The sequence below is a fragment of the Phycicoccus duodecadis genome, assembly GCF_002846495.1.
Lineage (GTDB): Bacteria > Actinomycetota > Actinomycetes > Actinomycetales > Dermatophilaceae > Phycicoccus > Phycicoccus duodecadis.
On the sequence record NZ_PJNE01000001.1, the window covers coordinates 1,775,347 to 1,798,629 of the forward strand.

A 23,283-nucleotide genomic window follows, 5' to 3' on the forward strand; every position below is an offset into this window, starting at 1 on the left:
ACCGAGTGTAGGGACAGCGGCTGGGAGGAGCCTGAAGTTCCGCCGGGGTTCGACCACCGGACGGCCACGACCCCCGCTCGGCGTGGCCGGGCGGGGGTCGTGGTGAGGACTCGGGAGGACCCGGGTCAGATGGGGCGGACCTGGTCGGCCTGCGGACCCTTCGGACCCTGGGTGACCTCGAACTCGACGCGCTGCGCCTCGTCCAGGCTGCGGTAGCCCTGGGTGTCGATCGCCGAGTAGTGAACGAACACGTCCGGACCACCGCTGTCCTGAGCGATGAATCCGAAGCCCTTCTCGGCGTTGAACCACTTCACGGTGCCCTGTGCCATGTGGGGAGATTTCCTTTGCTTCTGTAGCACTCGGGCGACACACCTCGTGCCGCCCGTGGATGCGACTCCAGCCCCGCGTGACGTGGGTTTCGACCTTCGAGGTACCGCTGAACGCTGCAACCGCGATGGAACTTAGCAGAGAGGAACGCGCCTCGCGCGGGGGCGCCGCGCGGTGCCGACGGCCGGTCAGGAGACCGCCGGGCGGACCGCCAGGACGTCGCAGCCGACCTCGGTGAGCACCTGCCGGACGGTCGAGCGCGGGTGCGAGCCGAGGGGCTGCGAGGCGCGCAGCCCGACGACCACCAGGCGCGCCCGGTGCTCGGCCACAGCGGCCAGCAGCTCCTCGGCCGCCGACCGGCCCCGGCTGGGCTGCACCAGCTCGTACGGGACCCCGATCTCGGCGAGGCGACGGCACAGGGAGGCGACGTCGCGGGGGTCGGCCAGGTCGCGGCGCTCGCCCGCCATCACGGCGTTGACCACCACGAGCCGCTCTCGGGCCCGCTCGGCCTCCGCCAGTGCGGCGTCGAGGGCGGCGAGACCCTCGCGCCGCGGGACGTACCCGACGACGATCGTCATGCGTGCACTCCGTCGTGCCTCCGGGACGTACCGCGGACCGTACGGAGCGCCGCACCCGGTCGTCCGTCGGGTGCGGCGCTCCCTGTCGGTCAGGAGGCGGGCTCGACCCGCGTGGCGCCGGTCATGATGGCGACGCCCTCGCCCATGTCGTGCGACGACGGGGTGATGACCCCGGCACAGCCACCGAGCCGCTGGATGTGGATGCGGTCGGCGACCTCCCACACGTGCGGCATGTTGTGGCTGATGAGGATGACGGCCAGGCCGTTGTCGCGCAGCTGCTTGACCATCTCCAGGACCATGCCCGACTCCTTGACGCCGAGCGCCGCGGTGGGCTCGTCGAGGACGACCACCTTGGAGCCGAACGCCGCGGCCCGGGCGACGGCCACCGCCTGGCGCTGGCCACCGGACAGGGTCTCGACCGCCTGGCTCATGTTCTGGATGGTCTGGATGCCGAGCTCCTGGACCGACTGCCCGGCCCGCTTCTCCATGCCGCCCTTGTCGAGCATCCGGAACACCGACCCGAGGATGCCGCTGCGGCGCTCCTCACGACCGAGGTAGAGGTTGCTCGCGATGTCGAGCGCCGGGATGACGGCCAGCTGCTGGTAGACCGTCTCGATCCCGGCGTCCCGGGCGTCCTGGGGCCGGCGGAAGTGGACCCGCTCGCCCTCCAGGTGGATCTCGCCCGAGTCCGGGAGGTAGGCGCCGGTGATGCACTTGATCAGGGTGGACTTGCCCGCCCCGTTGTCACCGATGACGGCCAGCACCTCGCCCTTGTAGAGGTCCAGGCTCACGCCGTCGAGGCCGATGACCCGCCCGAAGGAGATGCCGATGTCGCGGGCGGTCAGCACCGGGTCGGCGTCGTAGATGTGGCGACGATCATCGGGGATGGCGTCGTGCGTCAGCGGCAGCCGCTCGATGGTGCTCATCGGGGTCCCCGGGAAGTATCGGAGCGACGGAGGAGCGCAGAACTTTCTGGGGTGATGCTCATGCCTTGACCTTCCGGATCCACTGGTCGATGGCGACGGCGATGATGACGAGGACGCCGGTCGCGAGGACGCGCCACTGCTGGTCGACCCCGAGCTGGGAAAGCCCGAAGGCGAAGGTCTGGACGATGAGCGCGCCGATGAGGGTCCCGATCAGCCGGCCCCGGCCGCCGAAGAGGCTGGTGCCGCCGATGACGACCGCCGTGATGGAGGCGAGGTTGGCGTCCGGGATGGCGTTGGGCGTCGCCGCACCGGCCCGCCCGATGAGGATCCAGGCGGCGATGCCGTAGATGAGACCGGCCACCGTGTACACGCCGAGGAGGATCCGGCGGCTGGGCACGCCAGACAGGCGCGCCGACTCGGCGTCGTCACCGACCGCGTAGACGTAGCGGCCCCACGCGGTCTGGGACAGCACGAAGGCCATCACCGCGTAGATGATGACGACGACGACGATGCCCCAGGTGAGCCGGAACTCGCCGATGCCGAAGCCCTCGCCGAGCACGTTCAGGAGCCGTGGCAGGTGGCTGGCCTGGATGCTCGCGCCCCCGGAGTAGAGGAGGGCGATGGCCGTGAAGATGCTCAGCGTGCCGAGCGTCACGATGAACGGCGGGAGGTTGATCCGCGTCACGAGGAGGCCGTTCAGCAGACCGGCGACCGTCGCGAAGATGACGCCGATGACCAGTGCGAGCACGCCCGGCATCCCCCCGTCCTGCGCGAGCGAGGCCATGACCATCATCGACAGGACCATGACCGCCCCGACCGACAGGTCGATGCCCGCCGTGAGGATGATGAGCGTCTGCCCCACCCCGAGCGCGGCGACGACCGCCGTCTGCTGCAGGAGGATCCCCATCGAGCTCGGGGTCAGGAACGTCGGTGTCGAGATGAAGAACGCGAGGAACGCCACCAGAAGCAGGAACAGCGGGCTCAGCCACGGGCGTCCGTGGAGCTGGTGCTGGACCTGCTGGAGGGGCGTCTGCCGCCGCCGAGAGAACTCGGCGGCGGCAGACGGTGCGCTGGAGGCGCTCATGCTCAGTTGCCCCAGCAGAGGTCGGCACCCTTGGTGGAGTCGATGCTCTCGACGCCGTCGACCGGCTTGTCGGTGACGAGCGCGACACCGGTGTCGAAGAAGTCGAGACCCTCGGTGGGCTTCGGCTTCTCACCACCGCGGGCGATCTTGGCGATGGCCTCCATACCGAGGGTCGCCATCTTCAGCGGGTACTGCTGGGCGGTGGCGCCGATGACGCCCGACTTGACCGACGCGACGCCGGCGCAGCCGCCGTCGACCGAGACGATGGTCGCCTTCTTGCCTGCCGCCTCGAGCGCGGCGTTGGCGCCCACGGCGGTCGGCTCGTTGATCGTGTAGACCAGGTTGATGCCGGGGTTCTTCGCGAGGCACTTCTCCATCGCGCTGCGGCCACCGTCCTCGGCGCCGTTACCGGCCTCGTTGCAGACGATGGTGTAGTCGCCGCCGGAATACGTGCCGGTCTTGGCCTCGTCGCCGTTCTTCTTGGGGTCGGCGACGTCGATGCCCATCCCCTCGAGGAAGCCCTGGTCGCGGTTGTAGTCGACCGAGACGATCTTGTCGTCGAAGAGGTCGAGCATCGCGATGACGGCGGGCTTGCCGGCCATGGTCTTGGCGGCCCACTGCCCGTCGAGCTTGCCGGCCGCGCGGTTGTCGGTGGCGAAGGTGATGTCGACGGTGTCGGCCGGGTCGGGCGGGGTGTCGAGGGCGATGACGTAGAGGCCGGCGTCGCGCGCCTTCTTGATCGCCGCGTTGACGCCGGTGCTCATCGGCGTGATGAGGATGCCCTTGTCGCCGCGGGCGATGGCGTCCTCGATGGCCGTGATCTGGCCCTGGTCGTCACCCTCCTGCTTGCCGGAGGCGATGGTGAGCTTGACGTTGTTCTTGCCGGCGTCGGCCTTCGCGCCCTTCTGCATCGCGACGAAGAACGGGTTGGTCGAGTCCTTCGTGATGAGCGTGACGCCCACCGCGGCCTCGCCGCCGCCGCCCCCGCCGGAGTCCGAGCTGCTCGCCCGGTTGCAGGCCGACGCGGTCAGGGCCAGGCCGACGATGCCGGCCGAGGCCACGATCCGGCGGGTGGCCGGGGCGGCGATGATCTGACGGATGTGCATATCCGGGACTCTCCTTTGAGTGCTTGGCTGGGCCAACGACGCTGCCCGAGATGAGACAACGTTGTCGCGGAACATGTCTAGTGGCCTCTTGCGCCGTGGTCAAGAGTCGGCTAAACACCGAGATGTGAATGTGACATCGTTGTCAGAGGCGGGTCGGTCCCGCGCGACCATGCGGGAGGTCGCCGCCCTGGCCGGGGTCAGCCTGAAGACCGTCTCGCGGGTCGTCAACGAGGAGGCGGGCGTCTCGGCCGACGTGCGCGAGCGGGTGACGTCGGCCGTCCGTCACCTCGACTACCGGCCCAACCTGGCCGCCAGCAACCTCCGCCGCACCAGCGCCCGCACCGGCCTGATCGGCGCCCTCGTCCAGGACCTGTCGAACTCCTTCTCGGCCGGGTTGCTGCGCGCCCTCGAGGACACCGCCCGCGCGCGCCGCACCGGGGTCCTGGCCGCCAGCCTGGACGAGGGGGTCGACCGGGAGCGCGAGATGGTGCACGACCTGGTCACCCGCCGCGTCGACGGCCTGGTGATCATGCCGGCCAGTGCCCGTCAGGACTACCTCGTCGCCGAGCTGCGCACCGGAACCCCGGCGGTCTTCGTCGACCGCCCGCCCCGCGGGGTCGACGCCGACTCGGTGGTCGTCGACAACGTCACCGGGGGCCGCATGGGCACCGAACACCTCCTGGCCCAGGGTCACCGGCGCATCGCGGGCCTGTTCCATCTCACCCAGATCGTCACGGCGCAGCAGCGCCTGGACGGCTTCCGCGCGGCGCACGAGGCGCGGGGGCTGCGTCCCGACCCCCGCCTCGTCGTCACCGACATCTCCTCCACCGACGAGGCGGCGCACGTGGTCGACCAGCTGCTGGCGCTCAACGAACCGCCCACCGCGATCTTCGCCGGGCGCAACATCCTCGCTTCGGGGGCGGTCCGCTCGCTGGCCGAGCACGGGCTGCGGCGCTCCGTGGCCCTGGTCAGCTTCGACGACTTCCCGCTCGCCGACCTGCTCGACCCGCCGCTGACGGTGGTGCGCCAGGACGTCGCGCGGATCGGGCGCACCGTGGGCGAGATGATCTTCCAGCGCATCGACGGCGACACGTCCCCACCGCGGCACGTGGTGATCGAGCCGACGCTGGTCGTGCGCGGCTCGGGCGAGATCCCGCCTCCCCCCTGAGCCCCGCTGCGGCGCCTCACGCCAGCAGGTGGCGCGCCCGCGTCATCAGGTAGATCCCGAAGGCGATGAGGCCCACCGACAGCACGGTGAGCATCGCCTCACCACCCGGCACGCCCTGCATCACGTGCAGGGCTCCGTCGATGCCGGTCGCCTGGTGGACGTCGTGGGTCCAGGCCGCCGCCACGAAGAGCGCCCCCACCACCCCGTACACGATGCCGCGGGCGACGAACCCGAGGATGCCCACGGCCACGACCACCCGCCCGGGCCGGGTCGCGAGGTCCACGAGGAAGTCACGCGAGACCCCCGACCAGATGCTGAAGGCCCCCACCCCGACCACCGCCAGGCCGGTGCCGACGACGAGCAGGACCCCGCCGGGCAGCGCCAGCATCGTGCGGGTCATCCCGACCGTGGACTGTCGCGAGGTCTGGCCGGCGCCGACGGCGAAGGCGGCCGCCGACCAGGCCACCGTGGCGTAGGCGATGCCGTCGGCGGCGTGCTCGAAGCGCTTCATGCGGGTGCGGCAGTGCCGCCCGGTGATGCCGCGCGCGAGGTTCCAGACCGCCACCACCACGAAGCCGGCGAAGGCGACCCAGAGCACGGCCCGTCCACCGAGGGAGTGGGCGATGCCGATGAGCGCGCCCGACTCGTCGGCGGTGCTCGAGCTGCGCCCCAGCCACACCAGCTGGAGGCCGGCCCAACCCATCAGCGCGTGCAGGAGGCCGTCGAGGAAGAAGCCGACCCGCGCGCCGGTGCTCACCGCCGTGTGCGTCTCGGCGACCTCGGCCGCCTGGGCGGTCACCTCCATCGCCTGCTGGGCGGCCTCGGCGACCGTCTCACCCTGGCGCTTGACGGCCTCGGCGGCCTCGCGGGTGGCGTCGACCACGTCACCCACGATCTCGCCACCGGCCTCGGCCAACCCGTGCACGGCAGCCGCGACCGGGCCGTCGTCGGGGGCCGCCACCGCGGGCCGGGGTTCGGCGCTCACCCGTGGACGGTATCCGGCCGCCGGGCCGGCCATGCATCGGCCGGACGGCCCGGGTGGCGCGGGCCCGGCCGCGCTCAGCGGTGCGGGGGCGGCGCGACGCCGACGTTGACCGTGGGCAGGCCCACCCCGGAGCGCGCGATGACGGCCAGCGACGGCTCCCGACCGGGGTTGGACTCCCGGTGGACCGTGAAGGCCGGCACCTGCACGTAGCTGCCGGCCACGGCGTCCACCCATCCCTCGACACCCTCGCACTCCAGCCGCAGGACGCCCCGGACGACGTACAGCACACTGACGTTGGAGTCGTGGTGGTGCCACCCGGAGACCGCGCCCGGGTCGGTGACGACCTGCCCGGCCCACAGCCCCGGCACCTCGAAGGCGCGGCGGCGCAGCATCCCCGGCGTCGGGTCACCGACGACGAGCTCGTCGTCGGTGACGACGCGGACCGGCTCGTGGCGGACGGCGCCGTCCGCGGGGTCGCGCTCGCTCATCCCACCACGGTAGACCCGAGGGGTCCGGTGGTCATCCGACCAGGGCCGGGATGCTGCGCGCTGCGGTGTACCCGGCCACGAGGACGAGCAGGACGGCGAAGGCGCGGGTCAGCACCGCCGGCGGGATGCGGGCGGCGAGGCGGCCTCCGACGAGGCTCCCGGCGACGGCCGCCAGGGTGAAGCCCACGACGAGCGGGCCGTCGAGGTGGGTACCGGTGGTCGTGACGCGGGCGGTCAGGGCGGTGGCGCTGTTGACGGCGATGACCAGCAGGGAGGTGCCGACGGCGACCGGCATCGGGAAGGACAGGGCCAGCACGAGGGCGGGGACCAGGACGAAGCCGCCCCCCACGCCGAAGAACCCGGTGAGGAGGCCGACGGCGCTCGCGGTGACGACGACCTTGGCCAGGCGGGGGCAGGCACAGGTGAAGGGGCGGACGGTGAGGACGGGCTCGACGCTCGGGTCCTCCTGCCCGTCCCCCGACGCGCCCCGGCGCAGGGAGCGGCGGATCATCAGCGTGGCGACGACCAGCATCAGGCCGGCGAACGCGGTGAGCAGGACCTGGGGGTCCACCCGCGCCGCGAGCGCCGACCCCGCGAACGACCCGGCGGTGCCGAGCGCCCCGAACATCAGGCCCTGCCCGGCGCGGACGCGGCCGGCGCGCGCGTGCGGGACCAGGGCGATGAGGGGGGTCACCCCGACGATCAGCAGCGAGCTGGTCGTGGCTTGGCGCGGGTCCTCGCCGAGCAGGTACACCAGCGCGGGGACGGTGAGGATCGAGCCGCCGCCGCCGAGCGCACCGAGCGAGAGGCCGATGAGCAGTCCGAGGGGCAGTACCAGTGGGGACACGGCGGGGTTCTCTCCTGGAGGTGAAGGGTCCCACCGGAGGCCGACGCGGAGGTCGGCCTCCGGCGGGTCGGCCGGGACACCGGGGCAGGGGGTGTGTCCCGGCCGACGGGCGCGGCCTGGAGGGGCGGGTGGCCACGCCCGCGGAGGGGGGCTGTCAGCCGCGGCCGAAGAGGCGACCGAGGAACGAGCCGTTACCGGCGGCGGAGAGCTCGTCGGAGCTGTGGCCGGGGCAGCGGTCCGTACGAGGTACGCCGGCCATGACCTGGTCGACGTGCTGGCCGCAGCCGGCCCAGGTCGTCTTGCCGCAGACCTTGCAGGTGGCGGGACGGCACATGATGGTTCTCCTTCGTGGGGGTGTGGATGGTGCTCGGGGGGGTGGTGCGGAGGGTTCGGTCCGGTCGGGTCAGGCGGCGGTGGTGACAGGCAGGCCGGAGGCCGTCGCGTGCTCGTCGAAACTGTCGTCGACGGCCACCACGGGGGTGCCGCGGGCGGCCAGGACGGAGGCCGCGATGGAGGCGCGGTAGCCCCCGGCGCAGTGCACCCAGACCTCGCCGGCCGGAACCTCCTCGACCCGGCCGAGCAGCTCGTGCAGCGGGATGTTGACCGCGCCCTCGATGTGGGCGGCGTCGAACTCCGAGGAGCGGCGCACGTCCAGGACGACGACCGGGCGGTGGTGACGGACCTGGGCCAGGTCGGCGAAGACCGCCCGCTCGAGGCGGCCCAGGGCGTCACGGGTCCACTGCTCGGGGGTGCCGGTCGCGGCACCCGCCAGGTGGTCGATGCCGATGCGCACCAGCTCGCGCTGGGCCTCGGCCACCTGCTCGGGGGTGTCGCCCAGCAGGGTCAGCGGGGTGCCCCAGGGGATCAGCCAGCCGAGGTAGGTGGCGAACTGGCCGTCGATGCCGACGTTCAGGGTGCCGGTGACGTGGCCGGCGGCGAAGGCCGTGCGCGTGCGCAGGTCGACGACCCACTCGCCGGCGGCGATGCGGGCCGCGAGGGTGTCCTTGTCCGCCTCCACCGGCGGCGTCAGGTCGGGCGCGGCCGGTCCGTCGCTGTTGCCGGGCGACATGTGCACGTAGTACGCCGGGTACGCGTCGAGGCCGGCGAGCGTGTCGGCCACCCAGCGCTCCTCGTCCTGGGTCAGGGCCGGGTTCTGGCGCTTCTCCGCCCCGATGGTGGACGCGGTGGCGCCACCGGTCGACCCGGCCGAGCAGAACGAGCCGAAGCCGTGGGTGGGCAGCACGTGCGCGGCGTCCGGGAGCTCGTCGGCCAGCCGGCGCGCGGAGGCGTACTGGTGGTGCACCAGGTCGTGGGTGTGCTCGTGGCCGAGCAGGTCGGGGCGCCCGGTGGCGCCGAAGAGCAGCGACCCCCCGGTGAAGACGCCGACCGGCTCGAACCCGGCGGCCACGGAGGCCGCCGGGGCTGCGGCCTCGAGCGCGTAGGACAGGTGGGTGAACGTGTGGCCCGGGGTCGCGATCGCTCGCACGCGCATCGTGGGCGACACCTCGACGACGTCCCCGTCGGCGATCGGCGAGCGGTCGAAGGCCACCTCGTCGGCGCCGTTGACGTGGTACTTCGCACCCGCGGCCCGGGCGAGGGCGAGGCCGCCGGTCAGGTAGTCGTTGTGGATGTGGGTCTCGAACACGTCCGTGATCCGCACCCCGTGCTCGGCCGCCAGCGCGAGGACCCGGTCGATGTCGCGCTGCGGGTCGACGACGACCGCGACGGCCCCGTCGTGCGCGAGGTAGGAGCGGTCCCCCAGGGTGGGGGTCTCGATGGGGACGATGACCGGGGTTCTCACGGGTGCTCCTTCTGCGGTTCGGATACCCAGCGGGGTATCTGTACGGCGCTACCGTAATACCCCCTGGGGCATGCTTGTCAAATCCGCCGCGCCCGCACGCGGCCGCGACGTCGAGGGCGGTCACCGGGGCGGGAACACCGCCGGGCAGGGGTGCGTTGCATACCCCCGTAGGTATACGATGGATGCACCACCCCAAGGAGAGATCGCATGAGTACGACCATCCTCACCGGCCAGAACTTCGAGGCCACCGTCACAGCCGGCGGCATCGTCCTGGTCGACTTCTGGGCCGCGTGGTGCGGCCCGTGTCGACAGTTCGCCCCCGTCTTCGACGCCGCGTCGACCCAGCACCCGGACATCGTGTTCGGCAAGGTCGACACCGAGGCCGAGCAGGCCCTCGCCGGCGCCGCGCGGATCACCTCCATCCCGACCCTGATGGCGTTCCGCGACGGCGTCCTCGTGTTCTCCCAGCCCGGGGCGCTGCCCGCCGCGGCCCTCGAGGAGGTCATCGCCGGCGTCCGGGCCCTCGACATGGACGCCGTCCGCGCCGAGCTGGCGCAGCAGCAGCGCGCCCCGCAGACGACCTGACCCGCCGCACCCACCCGAGCCACCCGACCCATCCGCAGGAGACACCCCATGGGCTACGCCCTCAGCACCACCGTCGACCGGCCGTTCGCGGCCACGCTCGAGGCGACCCGGGCGGCGCTCGCCGACCAGGGCTTCGGCGTGCTCACCGAGATCGACCTCGCCGCCACCCTGAAGACCAAGCTCGACGTCGACATCCCGGCCCAGGTCATCCTCGGCGCCTGCCAACCCCCGCTGGCCCACGCGGCGCTCCAGGCCGAGCCCTCGATCGGTCTCCTCCTGCCGTGCAACGTGGTCGTCCGGGCCGCCGACGCCGACCACACGCTGGTCGAGGCCATGGACCCCATGGTCATGGTCACCATGACCTCGAACGACGCCCTGGCCGCCGTCGCCGGCGACGCCCGTGAGCGCCTCACCGCTGCGCTCGACTCGCTCACGGCCTGACGCCGCTCACCCCCCGCACCCCCAGGAGCCTCCCGATGGTCACCCTCAACAGCGACGACATGGTCCCCGTCCTCAACCGCCTGCGCCGCGCCCAGGGCCAGCTGGGCGGCGTCATCCGCCTCATCGACGAAGGCCGCGACTGCCGTGACGTCGTCACCCAGCTCGCGGCCGTCAACCGGGCCCTCGACCGGGCCGGCTTCGCCATCGTGTCCTCCGGGATGCGCGAGTGCCTGACCTCCCCTGGCGGCATCGACGCCGAGGACCAGGCCACCATGGAGAAGCTCTTCCTCACCCTGGCCTGAGGCACCGTCGCCGAACCCGGCGGTCGCAGGCTCCCGCCGAGGTGCGGCGGAGGGCGTGGGACTCCGGCGCTCGCCTCGTCCCTCGGCGAGGCGCCTCCCCGTCATCCCCCGTCCTCCGCCGCCTCCAGCGGTCGCAGGCTCCCGCTGGGAGGCGGCGGAGGGCGTGGGATTCGAACCCACGATGACGTTGCCGCCATAGCGGTTTTCAAGACCGCCGCACTAGGCCACTATGCGAGCCCTCCTGGCCCGGGCGTGCCGGGCGCGGGCTCAAGGCTAGTGGCGGGCGGCACCAGGGCGGTCGGAGGCGGGCTCGAGACCCCGGTTCGTCGGCCACACCCCGGTTCCGTTCCGGGGTGACCCTCACATTTCGGGGTCACCCCGAAAAGCGCAGGCCCCGCGGGTGGGTATGGTCGAGAACCGACGAAAGGAGCCCTCATGGGCAAGCTTGGCTTCCTGGCCGGCATGGCTGCCGGCTACGTCCTCGGGGCGAAGGCGGGGACCCAGCGCTACGAGCAGATCCGGCGGACGTCCGGGCGGATCTGGCGCTCCGACCCGGTGCAGAAGCAGGTGGCGACCGCGAAGGAGACCGCCCGCACCAAGGCCGCCCCGGTCGTCGCCGACCTCGTGGCCGACGCCGCCCGGGCCACCGGCGAGAAGTTGCGCCAGGGCCGCACCATCGCGTCCGAGGCCATCGGGCACGACGGCTCGCGCACCCCGCCCCCGGCCACTCCGGGCCCGGCCGGCGACCCCTGGGCCGCCGCCACGTCGCCCGGCGTCTCCGACGGCCCCCCCGCGCGCTAGTCCCTCAGCACGCACCACGACGCCCGGCTCCAGCCCCTGGAGCCGGGCGTCGTGTCGTGGGTCCGCGGTGGGGCGGGCCCCGGAGCACCGGGACCCGCCCCTCCCCCGGGTCCCGCCCACCACACCGCGGATGCCCCTGCGCATCCAGCGAGACGCCCTCTGACAACGTCACGACCGGCGTGGCCGGCTCCCCGTCTCGGGGATCCGGGGGATCCGGCCTCGGGCGGAGCACGAGGCCGGAACGCCACGGAGGGCCACTCCCGGAGGTTGCCGCCCCTGCGCGACGCTGTCCGTTCGTGGTCCTCCGTGGGGCCACACCGACAAGGACGGGCCCCGGGCCGCCCTGATACATCCGCCGCCGAGAAAGTTTCCGCGGCGTCCGCCGGCCGTGGGGTCCCGGAGCCGAGGGGCGCCGGGACGTATCAGCGGGGCGTCCCGCCGCTCCTGTTCAGCGTCGTTGATCATCACTAGTCTGGGTCGCCACGGTCCTCGGTCCCGCGGCCCGGCGCACAGGAGCAGCCCATGGACGCTTCCGGCCCCACCCGTCCCCCGAACTTCCCCGTCTTCGCGGTGCCCGCGACGGCGGTCCGGCGTTTCGGCGCGGTCGTCCTCGACCCCGACCGGGCGGCCCTCCTCGAGGGCGAGGCGCCGCCGCATCCGACCGTGTACCGCGCCGACCGTCTCGTCCTCCCGGGCGTGCCGGCCACGAGGGGCGACCAGCAGGACGGGGACACCCCGATCGGCTCACTGGAGGCCCTCGGCCGCGAGCTGGGGTTCCGGGTCGAGGTGGTCAACCAGAGCTTCGGGGACCTGGCGCGTGAGCTCGGGTACGCGGACCGGCTCTCCCGCTCGGCGCGTCAGGTGGTGCGGATCGTGCCCGACCGCCGGCGCCCCGGGCCGCCGGTCGACGCCTGGGGGGTGCTGCAGCAGGCGCGGGCGGCGAAGTCGGTCGAGGTGCACCGCTGGAGCCTGAGCCACGTGCTGATGGGGACGGGGTACGGGTCCGGGGTCGGCTACGGCTCCGGGGTGGGCTACGGCTCCGGCGTGGGCTACGGATCCGGCGTCGGCTACGGATCCGGCGTCGGCTACGGCTCCGGCGTCGGCATCCCGGGCAGCGCCGACAGCCGCACCCCGGTGATGTTCGCGGGCTCGCCGCCACGGCCCGCCGGCACGCGCAGCCCCGTGGTCGCGATCCTCGACACCGGTCTCGGCCGCCACCCCTGGTTCCCGGACGGCGACCCGCTCGTCGACCGCGACCCCCGCGTGGGCGGCGTGCCCGTCGGGCTGCGCTTCGACCCCGACGACGACCCCGAGCTCAGCGGCGTCACCCTCGACCGGCTCAACGGCTTCCTCGACCCGCTGGCCGGCCACGGCACCTTCATCACGGGTGTCGTCCGCCAGCACTGCGCCGACGCCCGCATCGTCGTCGTCCCGGTGATGTACGGCGACGGCGCCGCCGACGAGGGCGACCTCATCGACGCCCTGCAGCACCTGCTGCTCTGGCACTGGCGCCGGCTCGACGGCCGCGACGAGGGCGACCCCCTCGACGTCGTCAGCCTCTCGCTCGGCTACTACCACGAGACCCCCGGGGCCGTCGACGACGAGGCGGGGATGTTCGCCGCCATCCGCGCCCTCCAGGAGTGGGGCGTCTCGGTCACGGCCGCCGCCGGCAACGGCGCGACGACGATGGAGTTCTGGCCCGCCGCGCTCGCTCGCTCCACCCCGAAGGGCTCGGTGCCCCTCACCAGCGTCGGCGCCTGGAACCCCACCGAGCGCACCGTGGCGCTGTTCTCGAACACCGGCGACTGGGTCAGCACCTACCGCTGCGGCGTGGCCGTCGTCAGCACCATGCCGACCACCTTCGACGGCTCGCTGCGCGGCTCGGTCGAGGTCCCGGCGGGGGCGGTGCCCGAACGTGGGACCCCCGACCCCGAGGACTTCACCTGCGGGTTCGGGGTGTGGAACGGCTCGTCGTTCTCGGCGCCGGCCTGTGCCGGGCACGTCGCCCACCTGCTGTCGACCGGCGAGAGCACCCTGGACGTCGGCCGTCGCGGCGACCTCGTGCGCGACGCCGTCGCCTCCGCCCTGAAGGAGAAGCCGTGATGCACACCGGCGCCGGCCCCGACAGCCTCGCGATGCAGGCGGCCGACGCCTTCCGGGCCTTCCGCGACGGCGACCCCTCGGGGATGTCGACCCTGGTCGACGTCGTCACGCCGCTGCTGTGGTCGGTGGCGCGCCAGCAGGGCGCGGGCCGGCTGGCGGCCGAGGACGTCGTGCAGAACACCTGGCTCAAGCTCGTCGAGCATGCGCCGTCGATCGCCGACCCGCAGTCGGTGCTCAAGTGGCTCATCGTCACGACCAAGCGCGACGCGTGGGCCGTCGGGTCGCGTTCGCACCGCGAGGAGCCCGGCTCGCACGACGACGTCCGCGAGCTCGAGACCGACGAGCGCGCACCCTCCCCCGAGGCAGCCGTCCTGGCCGCCGAGGACGGCTCGGTGGTGTGGGCCCACGTGGCCGAGCTCCCCGAGCGCTGCCGCACGCTGCTGCGCACCATCGCCTTCGCCGAACGCCCCGACTACGCACAGATCGCCGAGGCCCTCGGGATGCCCGTCGGCTCGATCGGCCCGACCCGGGGCCGCTGCCTCGCCAAGCTCCGCGCCGCCCTGGTGGCCGACCCCCGATGGGAGATGTCGTCATGACCCCGACTCCAGAGCACGAGTTCCTCCTCGCCGCGGCCCCGCTCGACGAGGTCGACGACCTCGTCCTGGCCGAGCTGCGGGACCTGTACGCACACCACGACCCGATGCCCGGCGACCTGCTCGACCGCATCAAGTTCTCGATGAGCATCGCCTCGCTCGAGGCCGAGGTGGCCGAGATCGTCTCGAGCGCGTCGCTGGCCACCGTGCGCGGCACCGAGTACGACCGGGTCGAGACCGTGACCTTCGCCAGCGACGGCCTCAGCGTGATGGTGAGCACCGAGCCCTCCGGCGCCGGGCGCGCCGACGTGCTGGGATGGTCGAGCGAGGGGCTGATCGAGGTCGAGCTTCGCGAGCGCGGCCGCACCCGCACCACGACGGCCGACGACGAGGGGCGCTTCACCTTCATCGGCGTCGAGCGGGGGCTGGTCAGCTTCGTCCTGCGGCGCACCGACCCCGAGGCACCCCCCGTCATCACCCCGGCGATCGAGCTCTGAGGAGGTCCCCATCGAGGCCCAGCCCCTCCGCGCGGCGCAACGGCTCCTCGCGCAGGCGCGGCACGCCAACGAAGTGGGGCGTTTCGACGCCGCCGCGGCGGCGGCCGAGGAGGCGGTCCGCGCGCTCGACGGGCTCGACGACGACGAGGCGCACCAGCTGCGGGTACGCGTCGACATCACCCGGGCGTGGACCGAGCTCGAGGTGCACGGCCTCGGCCGGGCCCTGCGCATCCTGCGCCGCGCCCGGCGTGAGGCCCGGCGCGCCCGCAGCCCGTTCCTGGAGGCGCTCACCCACGTCCAGGAGGGGGTGGTGCACGTCCGGGTCGGCGACTGGGGTGCGGCCCTGGCCGCTCTCGACGCGGTGCCCGACGACGCCCCCCTGGACCCGTCGCAGCGCTGCGCCCAGTACATCAACCGGGGCTTGGCGCACGTGGGGCGGGCCGACATCCCCGAGGCGACCGCCGCGCTCGAGACCGCCCGTGACATCGCCGCCGCGCACGGCCTGGTCGACCAGGAGTTCAAGGCGCGCCACAACCTGGCGTGCCTGGCCTTCGTCGACGGCGACCTGCCCAAGGCCCTCGGCCGGATGCGCGAGGCAGACCGGATGGAGGCAGCGGTCTCGCGCGACCGGGCCCGGCTCGACCACGCCGAGGTCCTGCTCGAGGCCGGCCTCGTCGACGACGCCCGCAGTGCCCTGACCGACGCGCTGGCGCACGCCCAGGCCGACCGACACCGGCTCGAGGTCGGCGAGATCAGCCTGCGCCTGGCGCGGTGCGACCTCCTGGCCGGTGACCTCGACAGGGCCCGGTCGCACGCCCGCACCGCCCAGGCCGTGCTGCGGAGCCGGCAGGCCGAGGGGCTGGTGCGGGAGGCGGCGATGGTGCGGATGACCATCGACGTCGTCGAGGGCACCCGCGTCGAGTCGGTGGTCGCCGACCTGGCGCGGCGCAACGCCGGCGCGACCGGCGACTCCCCCGCCGACCGGGCGGCCGTACGGCTCGAGGCCGAGGCCCGGCTGGCCCTCGGCGACCCCGACGCGGCCGAGGCCCGCCTCGCCGTCCTGGGCAGGGGGCGGGACTCCCTGGCAGCGACCCTGCACGAGAGCCTGGTCCGCGCGCGGATCGCCCTGGCCCGCCACCGGCCCGACGACGCCGAGCGGCACTTCGTCGAGGGCAACCGCATCCTGGCCGCGCATCAGTTCCTGTCCTCCAGCCTCGACGTCCGGGCGGCGATGGCGCTGCACGGGCGGCGCCTCTCGTCGTCCGACGTCGAGCGGGCCCTGGCCGGGGGTGACGCCGCCGACGTCGTCCGCACCGTCGAGCGCTGGCGGGCGGTGTCGCACCGCATCAACCCCGTGTCCGCGCCCACGGACCCCGAGCTCACGGACCTGACCCGCGAGCTGCGGCGGCTGCGCCGGCTGCTGGGCGACAGCGAGGGGGCGGCCGCCACGGCCCTGGCGGCCCAGGTCGCCGCGCTCGAGCCGCAGATCGCCGACCGCGAGTGGAGCCTGGCGGCCGAGGGGGCGGCGGCCGAGACCTCCACCCCGCTCGGCGCCGACGAGCTGCAGGCCGCCGCGGCGGCGGCCGGTGCGCGGCTGGTCGGGCTGTTCGAGTCCCGAGGGACCGTCCATGCCGCCGTCGTCACGGACCGCTCGCTGGCCGTGCACCCCCTGGGGCCCGTCCCCGACCTCGTCGCGCTGGTGCTCAGGCTGCGCCGCGACCTGCGGGCCCGGGCCGTGCTCGCCCCGGGCTCGCCGATGGCGGCCGTGCTCGCGCGCGCCACCGCCTCGTCCGTGGCGGCCCTGGACTCCGCGTTCGACGGTCTCTGGCCCGGCGACGAGCGGGTGGTCGTGGTGCCGTCGGGCTCACTGGCGACCGTGCCGTGGAGCCTGCTGCCGTCGCTGCGCGGCCGGCCGGTCACGGTGGCGCCCAGCCTGACCCGATGGGTGCGCGGCCCCGCGCATCGCGCATCCCCTGCCGCCCAGACGGTCCGCGCCCTCTACGGCCCGGGGCTCGTGCGTACCGGCCCCGAGGTGCGTGCGGTCCTGGCCGCCTGGCACGGCGGTGACCCGGGCGACCGGTACGACGCCGGGCCGGCGTCCAGCCGCGACGTGGTCGACGCCCTCGGTGGCGCCCGCGTGGTGCACCTGGCCGCGCACGGCACCCACGAGGTGCAGAGCCCGCTGTTCTCGTCGGTCCGGATGGCCGACGGCCCGGTGTTCGCGCACGAGCTGCCGCGCCCGGTGGCCTCCGAGCACGTCACGCTGGCGGCGTGTGACGTCGGGCAGTTCTCGACCCGTGCCGGCGACGAGCCGCTGGGGCTGTCGATCGCCCTGCTCTCGCTCGGGGCCTGCGCGGTGCTCGCGGCCGTCGCCCCGGTGGCCGACGACGCCGCCCACGACGCGATGGTGGCCTACCACCGCACCCTGGCGCGGGGGACGGACGCGGCGCAGGCCTGGGCGGGCGTGGTCGAGCACCAGCCGGACGCGGGCGTGTTCTGCCTGTACGGGTCGGACTGGGCGGCACCGCATCCCGCGAGGGAGGGTGCCGCGGCGGGCGTCAGATGAAGATCGCGGGCTCGTTGAACAGCGCGTCGTAGGGGTCCTCGTCGGGGAGGTGGGGGAAGCGCACCCGGGCCGGCACCCCGGTGGCCACGGCGCCGGCCGGGACGTCCTTGACCACCACCGAGTTGGCGCCGATCTGCACGTCGTCGCCGATCTCGATGTCGCCCAGGACGCGTGCGCCCGTGCCGATGGTGACCCGGTCACCGACGGTCGGGTGGCGCTTGACGCCGCGCTGCAGCGACCGGCCCCCCAGGGTGACCCCGTGGTAGAGCATCACGTCGTCTCCGACCACGGCGGTGGCGCCGATGACGACGCCCATCCCGTGGTCGATGAAGAAGCGCTGCCCGATCTGCGCACCGGGGTGGATCTCCACGCCGGTGGCGGCGCGGGTCATGGTCGAGAGCACGCGCGCCGCGGGCTGCCATCGCGGCCCCTGGTCCCACAGGCGGTGCGCGAGCCGGTAGGACCAGATCGCGTGCAGCCCCGGGGAGTTCAGCGCGACGTCGGTACGCGAATGGGCCGCGGGGTCACGGCGCATCGCGGCTTCGAGATCCTCACGGACCCTCGCCCGCGCCTGTCGGAGGAACGGCATGGTCAGTCGACGAGGCCCTCGAACAGGATGGTGGACAGGTAGCGCTCGCCGAAGCTGGGGATGATCACGACGATCGTCCTGCCGGCGTTCTCGGGGCGCTTCGCGACCTGGTTGGCGGCGGCCAGGGCCGAGCCCGAGGAGATGCCGACGAGCAGGCCCTCCTGGGTCGCGGCCTTGCGGGCCCACTCGACCGAGGTGGCGGCGTCGACGTCGATGACCTCGTCGTAGATCTCGGTGTTGAGGATCTCGGGCACGAAGTTGGCGCCGAGGCCCTGGATCTTGTGCGGGCCGGGCTGGCCGCCGTTGAGGATGGCCGACTCCGCGGGCTCGACCGCGATGACCTGCACCCCGGGCTTGCGGGCCTTGAGGACCTCACCGACGCCGGTGATGGTGCCCCCCGTGCCGATGCCGGCCACGAGGATGTCGACCTGCCCGTCGGTGTCGTTCCAGATCTCCTCGGCGGTGGTCCGGCGGTGGATCTCGGGGTTCGCGGCGTTGGTGAACTGGCGGGCCAGGACCGCGCCGTCGCGCTCGGCGGCGATCGCCTCGGCCTGGGCGACGGCGCCCTTGATCCCGAGGGAGGGGTCGGTGAGGATCAGCTCGGCGCCGTACGCGCGCAGCAGGGCACGCCGCTCCTTGCTCATCGACTCGGGCATCGCGAGGACCACCTGGTAGCCGCGGGCGGCCCCGACCATCGCGAGCGCGATGCCGGTGTTGCCCGAGGTGGCCTCGACGATGGTGCCGCCGGGCTTGAGCTCGCCCGAGGCCTCGGCCGCGTCGATGATGGCGACGCCGATGCGGTCCTTGACGGAGGAGGCCGGGTTGTAGAACTCCAGCTTCGCGGCGACGGTCGCATCGCCCTCGATGATCCGGTTGAGCCGGACGAGCGGGGTGTTGCCGACCGCCTGGGTCACGTCGTCGAGGATGGGCATCGGCTCGCCTTTCGGTCAAGGCGCGCACGCCCGGACGGGCGAGGACGCGCGGTGTCGCTGCTGCTCTCCGGGCCAACCACCCGACGCTTATGCGTATTCCAACAGAGGGTTATCCCTCGCCACAACGCCCCGGGCCTTGACCCCTGTCACAGCCAGGTGAGCGCCCGCTTACCTGGCAGTAGGCTGCACGCCATGCCCGCCGCGCTCGCAACCGCCCTGGCCAGCGATGTCACCCACGAGAGCTTCGGTGGCGTCACCGCCGTCCAGGTCGTGGCCGCCGTCGTCTCGATCGTCGTCGCGACCGTCGGGTGGGCCCTGCTCTTCCGCCAGGTCGGGCGGTTCGTCGCGCTCTACCGCCGGGGGCGCCCCGACGGCAGCCGGACCGACGCCCCCGCAGCCCGCACCTGGACCCTCGCCAAGGAGTTCCTCGGCCACACCCGGATGAGCCGGCTGCCGGTCGTCGCGGCGGCGCACTGGGTCACGGCGCTCTCGTTCATCGTGCTGTTCTCCACGCTGGTCAACGCGTTCCTGCAGCTGTTCGACCCCGCGGCGCAGCTGCCGGTCATCGGGCACTTCCCGCCGTTCGAGTGGGTCGTCGAGCTCTTCGCGTGGGGCGGGCTCATCGGCATCCTGGTGCTGATGGCCGTACGCCAGAAGGAGCACCCGCGGCGCGCGGGCGGCCAGCACGGGCGCTACTCGCGATTCTTCGGCTCGACGTTCTGGCAGGCGTACTACGTCGAGCTCACGATCCTCGGCGTCACCGTCTGCATCCTCCTGCTGCGCGGCCTCGAGGCGGCCATGAGCCGCACCCTCGAGCCGGGTACCTCGATGGCCCTGCACTACCCGCTGACCGGGTGGATGTCCGGCTGGTGGGGCGGCGCCTCGCTGCCGACTCTGGCGTCCTGGGTGTACGTCGTCGCGACCCTGAAGATCCTCATCAGCTTCGCGTGGATGATCACCATCTCGCTGCAGCCGACCATGGGCGTCGCCTGGCACCGCTTCCTGGCGTTCCCCAACATCTGGTTCAAGCGTGAGTCGTCGGGCCGCACCGCGCTCGGGGCGGCCAAGCCGATGACGGTCGGGGGCAAGCCGTTCGACCTCGAGGCCATGGAGGACATGGAGGAGGGTGACGCGCTGGGGGTCGGGGCCGTGGAGGACTTCACCTGGAAGGGCCTGCTCGACTTCTCGACCTGCACCGAGTGCGGCCGCTGCCAGAGCCAGTGCCCCGCGTGGAACACCGAGAAGCCGCTGTCGCCCAAGCTGCTGATGATGACGCTGCGCGACCACGCCGACGCCAAGGCGCCGTACCTGCAGGCTCTCGCCCACCACGGCGGCGACGCCGAGAAGGCGCTGGCCACCGTCACCAGCGCCGCGCAGACGGTGCCCACCGACGGCATCGAGCCTGCCGGCACCGTCGACGTCGTCGACTGGTCGCAGATGGCGCTGGTGGGCGACAGCGGCTACGACCCCGCGGCGCCGCTGTCGGCGTACAACCCGCACGGCCCCGACGCCGTCATCGACCAGGACGTCCTGTGGTCGTGCACCACGTGCGGCGCGTGCGTCGAGCAGTGCCCCGTCGACATCGAGCACGTCGACCACATCATCGACATGCGCCGGTACTCCACCCTCATCGAGTCGGCCTTCCCCGCCGAGCTCGGCGGCCTGTTCAAGAACCTCGAGAGCAAGGGCAACCCCTGGGGGATGGGCGCCCGGGCGCGCCTGGACTGGGCCAAGGACCTGCCGTTCGAGGTCAGGATCCTGGGCCAGGACGTCGAGAAGGCCTCCGACGTCGAGTGGCTGTTCTGGGTCGGCTGCGCCGGTGCCTACGAGGACCGCGCGAAGAAGACGACCCGGGCCGTGGCCGAGCTGCTCGACACCGCCGGCGTCTCGTTCGCGGTCCTCGGCGACGGCGAGACCTGCACCGGCGACTCGGCCCGCCGCGCCGGAAACGAGCTGCTGTTCCAGACCCTGGCCGCGCAGAACGTCGGGACCTTCGGCGAGTTCGGCGTCACCAAGGTCGTCGTCACCTGTGCGCACTGCTTCAACACCATCAAGAACGAGTACCCGCAGCTCGGCGGCAACTACGAGGTGCTGCACCACACCCAGCTGCTCAACCGGCTGGTGCGCGAGAAGAAGCTGACGCCGGTGGCGCGCCCCGACGAGGCCCCGGGGATGTCGTCGGCAAAGAACGTCGCGTCCACCGCCCCGTCGGTCACGTACCACGACCCCTGCTACCTGGGCCGGCACAACGGGGTCTACGCCCCGCCGCGCGAGCTGATCGGCGCCCTGCCCGGGGTCGAGCTGCGCGAGATGCCGCGCTCGGGCGAGACCTCGTTCTGCTGCGGCGCCGGCGGCGCGCGCATGTGGATGGAGGAGAAGCTCGGCACTCGGATCAACACCAACCGCACCGAGGAGGCCATCGCGACGGGCGCCGAGCGCATCGCCATCGGCTGCCCGTTCTGCCGCGTGATGATCTCGGACGGCCTCACCGCCAAGCAGGCCGAGGGCGTGGCCGAGGAGGTCGAGGTCGTCGACGTCGCCCAGATGCTGCTGGCCGCGGTCCGCCGCGGGCAGGACCCCGCGGTGGTGGATGCCGACACGACGGCCGCTGCGTCGGACGGTTCCGCGGACGCCGGCGAGGCCGGCGAGGCCGGCGAGGTCGCCGGCGGCACGGCGGCGGTCGGTGCGGCGACGGCAGCCGTGGCGGCACCCGAGGCTCCGGCCCGCGAGGACGAGGAGCCGGTCGAGGTGGCCTCGGCCGCCCCCGTGGCGACCGACGAGGACGACCCGTGGGACGCCCCCGCAGTCGAGACCGAGTCCCCCGACCCGGCGGCGACGGACGACACCGACGACGACCCGTGGGACGCGCCCGCCATGCCGGCCCCCACCGCCGCGACCCCGGTCGCGGACGACACCGACGACGCCGACCCGTGGGACACCCCGTCGGACAGCGCGGCGGCCCCCGAGGACGACACCTCGCAGGTCCCCGAGGAGGACGCCGCTCCTGGTGACGCCGCCGTCCCCGACCCCGCCGACGACCCGGCCGCGGTCGACGACCCCGCCGCGGGCCGCTCCGAGGGCGAGCCGTCGGAGGCGAAGGCCACGGCAGACGCCGCCGCGTCCACCGACGACGTCGACCCCTGGGACGAGCCGGCCGACGCCGCCCCGGCCCCCGCATCCACCGAGCCCGAGGCGAAGACCGCGGAGCCGGAGCCGGAGGCCGCCCCTGTCGCCGGCGACACGCCGGTGGAGACCACCCCGGCCGCGGCCCTCGCCGACGACGACGTCGACCCCTGGGACGAACCGGCCGACGCCCGCGTCGGAACGGCCTCCGCCGCGCCGGTCGACGACCAGCCGGAGGCCGCGCCGGAGCCCGAGTCGACCGAACCGGTATCCGAGCCCACCGAGCCCGAGCCCACCGAGCCCGAGCAGCCGAAGCGGACCCCGGGCGCGGCGTCCTTCAGCGGCGACGCGTCGCTGGTCGACGAGCCCGACCCCTGGGACTGACCCGGAACCGAACGCCCACCGGGACACGCCGAACGCCCCGCCCCTCGAGGGGACGGGGCGTTCGGCGGTCGCTGGGAGAGCCCTCGGGGACGAGGGTCAGGCGAGACCGTTGGCCTTGAGGAACTCCGCGGCGACGGCCTTGGGGTCCTGCTTGTCGATGTCGGTCTTCTTCAGCATCTGGGAGATCGAGGCAGTGGTGAGCTTCGCGGACACGGCGTTGAGGGCGTCCTTGACCTCGTCGGCACGGTCGCTCCGCACCAACGGGACGATGTTCTGCGAGCCGAAGTTCTTCTTGGTGTCCTCGAGAGCGACGAAGTCGTTGGCGGCGATGGCCGGGTCGGTCGAGAAGATGTCGGCGACGTCGACCTGTCCGTTCTTGAGCGCCTGGACGATGCCCTGGCCGGTGAGCGGACGGAACGACTTGAAGACGACGCCGTAGTTCTTCTCCAGGCCCTTCGCACCTTGCGGGCGCTCCTTGAACTCCGGCGGGGCGGCGACGGTGAATTCACCGGCGACGGCCTTGAGGTCCTCGATGGTCTTGAGGTTCTTCGAGGCCGCGGTCTCCTTCGTGACCACCATGGAGTCGTTGTCCTCGGCCGACGACTTGTCGAGCAGGGTCAAGGTGTCCGGCAGGATCTCCTTGACGTGGGCGTAGACCTCGTCGGGGTCGGTGCCGGTGTACCCCTTGTCGTAGTTGAACGCGAGGGCGCCGGTGTACTCGGGGAACACCTGCACCGAGTTGTCCTCGAGGGCGCGCAGGTAGATCTCGCGGGAACCGATGTTGAGCCGGGTCGAGGCGTTGATGCCCTTGGCGTTCAGCGCGCCGGCGTAGATCTCGGCCAGCAGCGTCGACTCCGAGAAGTTGGCACCGCCGACCACGATCGGCTGGCCGGACCCGCTGCCGGCGGACGTGGTGGCCGACGGGGCGTCGGACGCGAGCGGGTCGCTGCCGCCGCCGCAGGCGGTCAGCCCGATGATCGAGGCGGCCGCGATGGCCAGAGCGGTGGTCGTGCGCTTCATGGGGAGGTTCCCTTCGTGAACGGGTGCACAGCTGGTG

The 23,283-nt window shown here is 73.2% G+C and carries 23 protein-coding genes and 1 tRNA gene; 10 read left to right on the forward strand and 14 right to left on the reverse strand.

The window, feature by feature from the left end:
• Window positions 1–125: 125 nt before the first annotated feature.
• The 5 genes from ATL31_RS08260 to ATL31_RS08280 form a co-directional block, all read right to left on the reverse strand.
• Window positions 126–329, reverse strand: coding sequence for a cold-shock protein (locus ATL31_RS08260; protein ID WP_101395343.1), 204 nt, complete (start codon window positions 327–329; stop codon window positions 126–128).
• A gap of 186 nt (window positions 330–515) precedes the next feature.
• On the reverse strand, window positions 516–905 hold the full coding sequence (locus tag ATL31_RS08265; protein ID WP_101395344.1) for a universal stress protein: 390 nt from the start codon (window positions 903–905) through the stop codon (window positions 516–518).
• Between the two features lie 89 nt (window positions 906–994).
• On the reverse strand, window positions 995–1,831 hold the full coding sequence (locus tag ATL31_RS08270) for an ATP-binding cassette domain-containing protein (protein WP_101395345.1): 837 nt from the start codon (window positions 1,829–1,831) through the stop codon (window positions 995–997).
• A gap of 58 nt (window positions 1,832–1,889) precedes the next feature.
• The gene (locus ATL31_RS08275; protein ID WP_101395346.1) at window positions 1,890–2,915 is read right to left on the reverse strand and encodes an ABC transporter permease; all 1,026 of its coding nucleotides are present in this window, start codon (window positions 2,913–2,915) and stop codon (window positions 1,890–1,892) included.
• A gap of 2 nt (window positions 2,916–2,917) precedes the next feature.
• Window positions 2,918–4,021 (reverse strand): substrate-binding domain-containing protein, encoded by a 1,104-nt coding sequence (locus ATL31_RS08280; RefSeq protein WP_101395347.1) that lies wholly within the window; start codon window positions 4,019–4,021, stop codon window positions 2,918–2,920.
• Window positions 4,022–4,190: 169 nt separating this feature from the next.
• On the opposite strand from ATL31_RS08280, the gene ATL31_RS08285 reads away from it, so the two are divergent.
• A complete protein-coding gene (locus tag ATL31_RS08285) occupies window positions 4,191–5,189 on the forward strand; it encodes a LacI family DNA-binding transcriptional regulator (RefSeq protein ID WP_245862131.1) in 999 nt (332 codons plus the stop codon).
• A gap of 16 nt (window positions 5,190–5,205) precedes the next feature.
• On the opposite strand, the gene ATL31_RS08290 is transcribed toward ATL31_RS08285, so the two are convergent.
• The 5 genes from ATL31_RS08290 to ATL31_RS08310 all read right to left on the reverse strand — a co-directional run bounded on the left by ATL31_RS08290 (window position 5,206) and on the right by ATL31_RS08310 (window position 9,310).
• Window positions 5,206–6,174, reverse strand: a complete 969-nt coding sequence (locus tag ATL31_RS08290) for a DUF1206 domain-containing protein (protein ID WP_101395349.1) — start codon at window positions 6,172–6,174, stop codon at window positions 5,206–5,208.
• Between the two features lie 74 nt (window positions 6,175–6,248).
• Window positions 6,249–6,662: a cupin domain-containing protein gene (locus ATL31_RS08295; protein WP_101395350.1), complete on the reverse strand. Its 414-nt coding sequence runs from the start codon at window positions 6,660–6,662 to the stop codon at window positions 6,249–6,251.
• Window positions 6,663–6,693: 31 nt separating this feature from the next.
• Window positions 6,694–7,509, reverse strand: a complete 816-nt coding sequence (locus ATL31_RS08300) for a sulfite exporter TauE/SafE family protein (RefSeq protein WP_101395351.1) — start codon at window positions 7,507–7,509, stop codon at window positions 6,694–6,696.
• A gap of 154 nt (window positions 7,510–7,663) precedes the next feature.
• Window positions 7,664–7,843, reverse strand: a complete 180-nt coding sequence (locus ATL31_RS08305) for a hypothetical protein (protein ID WP_101395352.1) — start codon at window positions 7,841–7,843, stop codon at window positions 7,664–7,666.
• Window positions 7,844–7,912: 69 nt separating this feature from the next.
• Entirely contained in the window at window positions 7,913–9,310 is a 1,398-nt protein-coding gene (locus ATL31_RS08310) for a rhodanese-like domain-containing protein (RefSeq protein ID WP_101395353.1), read from the reverse strand.
• A gap of 207 nt (window positions 9,311–9,517) precedes the next feature.
• On the opposite strand from ATL31_RS08310, the gene trxA reads away from it, so the two are divergent.
• The 3 genes from trxA to ATL31_RS08325 are packed head-to-tail and all read left to right on the forward strand — an operon-like array spanning window position 9,518 to window position 10,638.
• A complete protein-coding gene (trxA, locus tag ATL31_RS08315) occupies window positions 9,518–9,895 on the forward strand; it encodes a thioredoxin (protein ID WP_101395354.1) in 378 nt (125 codons plus the stop codon).
• Window positions 9,896–9,943: 48 nt separating this feature from the next.
• Window positions 9,944–10,336 carry a DUF302 domain-containing protein gene (locus tag ATL31_RS08320; protein WP_101395355.1) on the forward strand — a complete coding sequence of 131 codons (393 nt, stop codon included), beginning with the start codon at window positions 9,944–9,946 and terminating at the stop codon, window positions 10,334–10,336.
• A 35-nt stretch (window positions 10,337–10,371) separates the two neighbouring features.
• Window positions 10,372–10,638, forward strand: coding sequence for a metal-sensitive transcriptional regulator (locus tag ATL31_RS08325; RefSeq protein ID WP_170062494.1), 267 nt, complete (start codon window positions 10,372–10,374; stop codon window positions 10,636–10,638).
• A 155-nt stretch (window positions 10,639–10,793) separates the two neighbouring features.
• Here ATL31_RS08325 and ATL31_RS08330 read toward each other — a convergent pair.
• Window positions 10,794–10,880 (reverse strand) — tRNA-Ser (locus ATL31_RS08330).
• 193 nt (window positions 10,881–11,073) lie between these two features.
• Here ATL31_RS08330 and ATL31_RS08335 point away from each other — a divergent pair.
• The 5 genes from ATL31_RS08335 (at window position 11,074) to ATL31_RS08355 (ending at window position 17,198) form a co-directional block, all read left to right on the forward strand.
• On the forward strand, window positions 11,074–11,439 hold the full coding sequence (locus tag ATL31_RS08335) for a protoporphyrinogen oxidase (RefSeq protein WP_211283991.1): 366 nt from the start codon (window positions 11,074–11,076) through the stop codon (window positions 11,437–11,439).
• Between the two features lie 522 nt (window positions 11,440–11,961).
• Window positions 11,962–13,542, forward strand: coding sequence for a S8/S53 family peptidase (locus ATL31_RS08340; protein WP_101395356.1), 1,581 nt, complete (start codon window positions 11,962–11,964; stop codon window positions 13,540–13,542).
• On the forward strand, window positions 13,542–14,138 hold the full coding sequence (locus ATL31_RS08345; RefSeq protein ID WP_101397405.1) for an RNA polymerase sigma factor: 597 nt from the start codon (window positions 13,542–13,544) through the stop codon (window positions 14,136–14,138). The genes ATL31_RS08340 and ATL31_RS08345 overlap by 1 nt, the downstream gene beginning before the upstream one ends.
• Window positions 14,135–14,632, forward strand: a complete 498-nt coding sequence (locus tag ATL31_RS08350; protein ID WP_101395357.1) for a hypothetical protein — start codon at window positions 14,135–14,137, stop codon at window positions 14,630–14,632. Before ATL31_RS08345 ends, ATL31_RS08350 begins: the two co-directional genes overlap by 4 nt.
• A 73-nt stretch (window positions 14,633–14,705) precedes the next feature.
• Window positions 14,706–17,198, forward strand: coding sequence for a CHAT domain-containing protein (locus ATL31_RS08355; RefSeq protein ID WP_101395358.1), 2,493 nt, complete (start codon window positions 14,706–14,708; stop codon window positions 17,196–17,198).
• Here the strand turns inward: ATL31_RS08355 and cysE are convergent.
• Both cysE and cysK read right to left on the reverse strand, forming a co-directional pair.
• The gene (gene cysE / locus ATL31_RS08360) at window positions 17,191–17,787 is read right to left on the reverse strand and encodes a serine O-acetyltransferase (RefSeq protein WP_101395359.1); all 597 of its coding nucleotides are present in this window, start codon (window positions 17,785–17,787) and stop codon (window positions 17,191–17,193) included. The genes ATL31_RS08355 and cysE overlap by 8 nt on opposite strands.
• 2 nt (window positions 17,788–17,789) lie before the next feature.
• Window positions 17,790–18,719, reverse strand: a complete 930-nt coding sequence (gene cysK / locus ATL31_RS08365; RefSeq protein WP_101395360.1) for a cysteine synthase A — start codon at window positions 18,717–18,719, stop codon at window positions 17,790–17,792.
• A gap of 192 nt (window positions 18,720–18,911) precedes the next feature.
• Here cysK and ATL31_RS08370 point away from each other — a divergent pair, with 192 nt between their 5' ends.
• Window positions 18,912–22,226: a (Fe-S)-binding protein gene (locus ATL31_RS08370; RefSeq protein ID WP_101395361.1), complete on the forward strand. Its 3,315-nt coding sequence runs from the start codon at window positions 18,912–18,914 to the stop codon at window positions 22,224–22,226.
• A 96-nt stretch (window positions 22,227–22,322) separates the two neighbouring features.
• On the opposite strand, the gene ATL31_RS08375 is transcribed toward ATL31_RS08370, so the two are convergent.
• Complete coding sequence (locus ATL31_RS08375) at window positions 22,323–23,246, reverse strand: ABC transporter substrate-binding protein (RefSeq protein WP_101395362.1); 924 nt, start codon at window positions 23,244–23,246, stop codon at window positions 22,323–22,325.
• Between the last annotated feature and the right edge of the window lie 37 nt (window positions 23,247–23,283).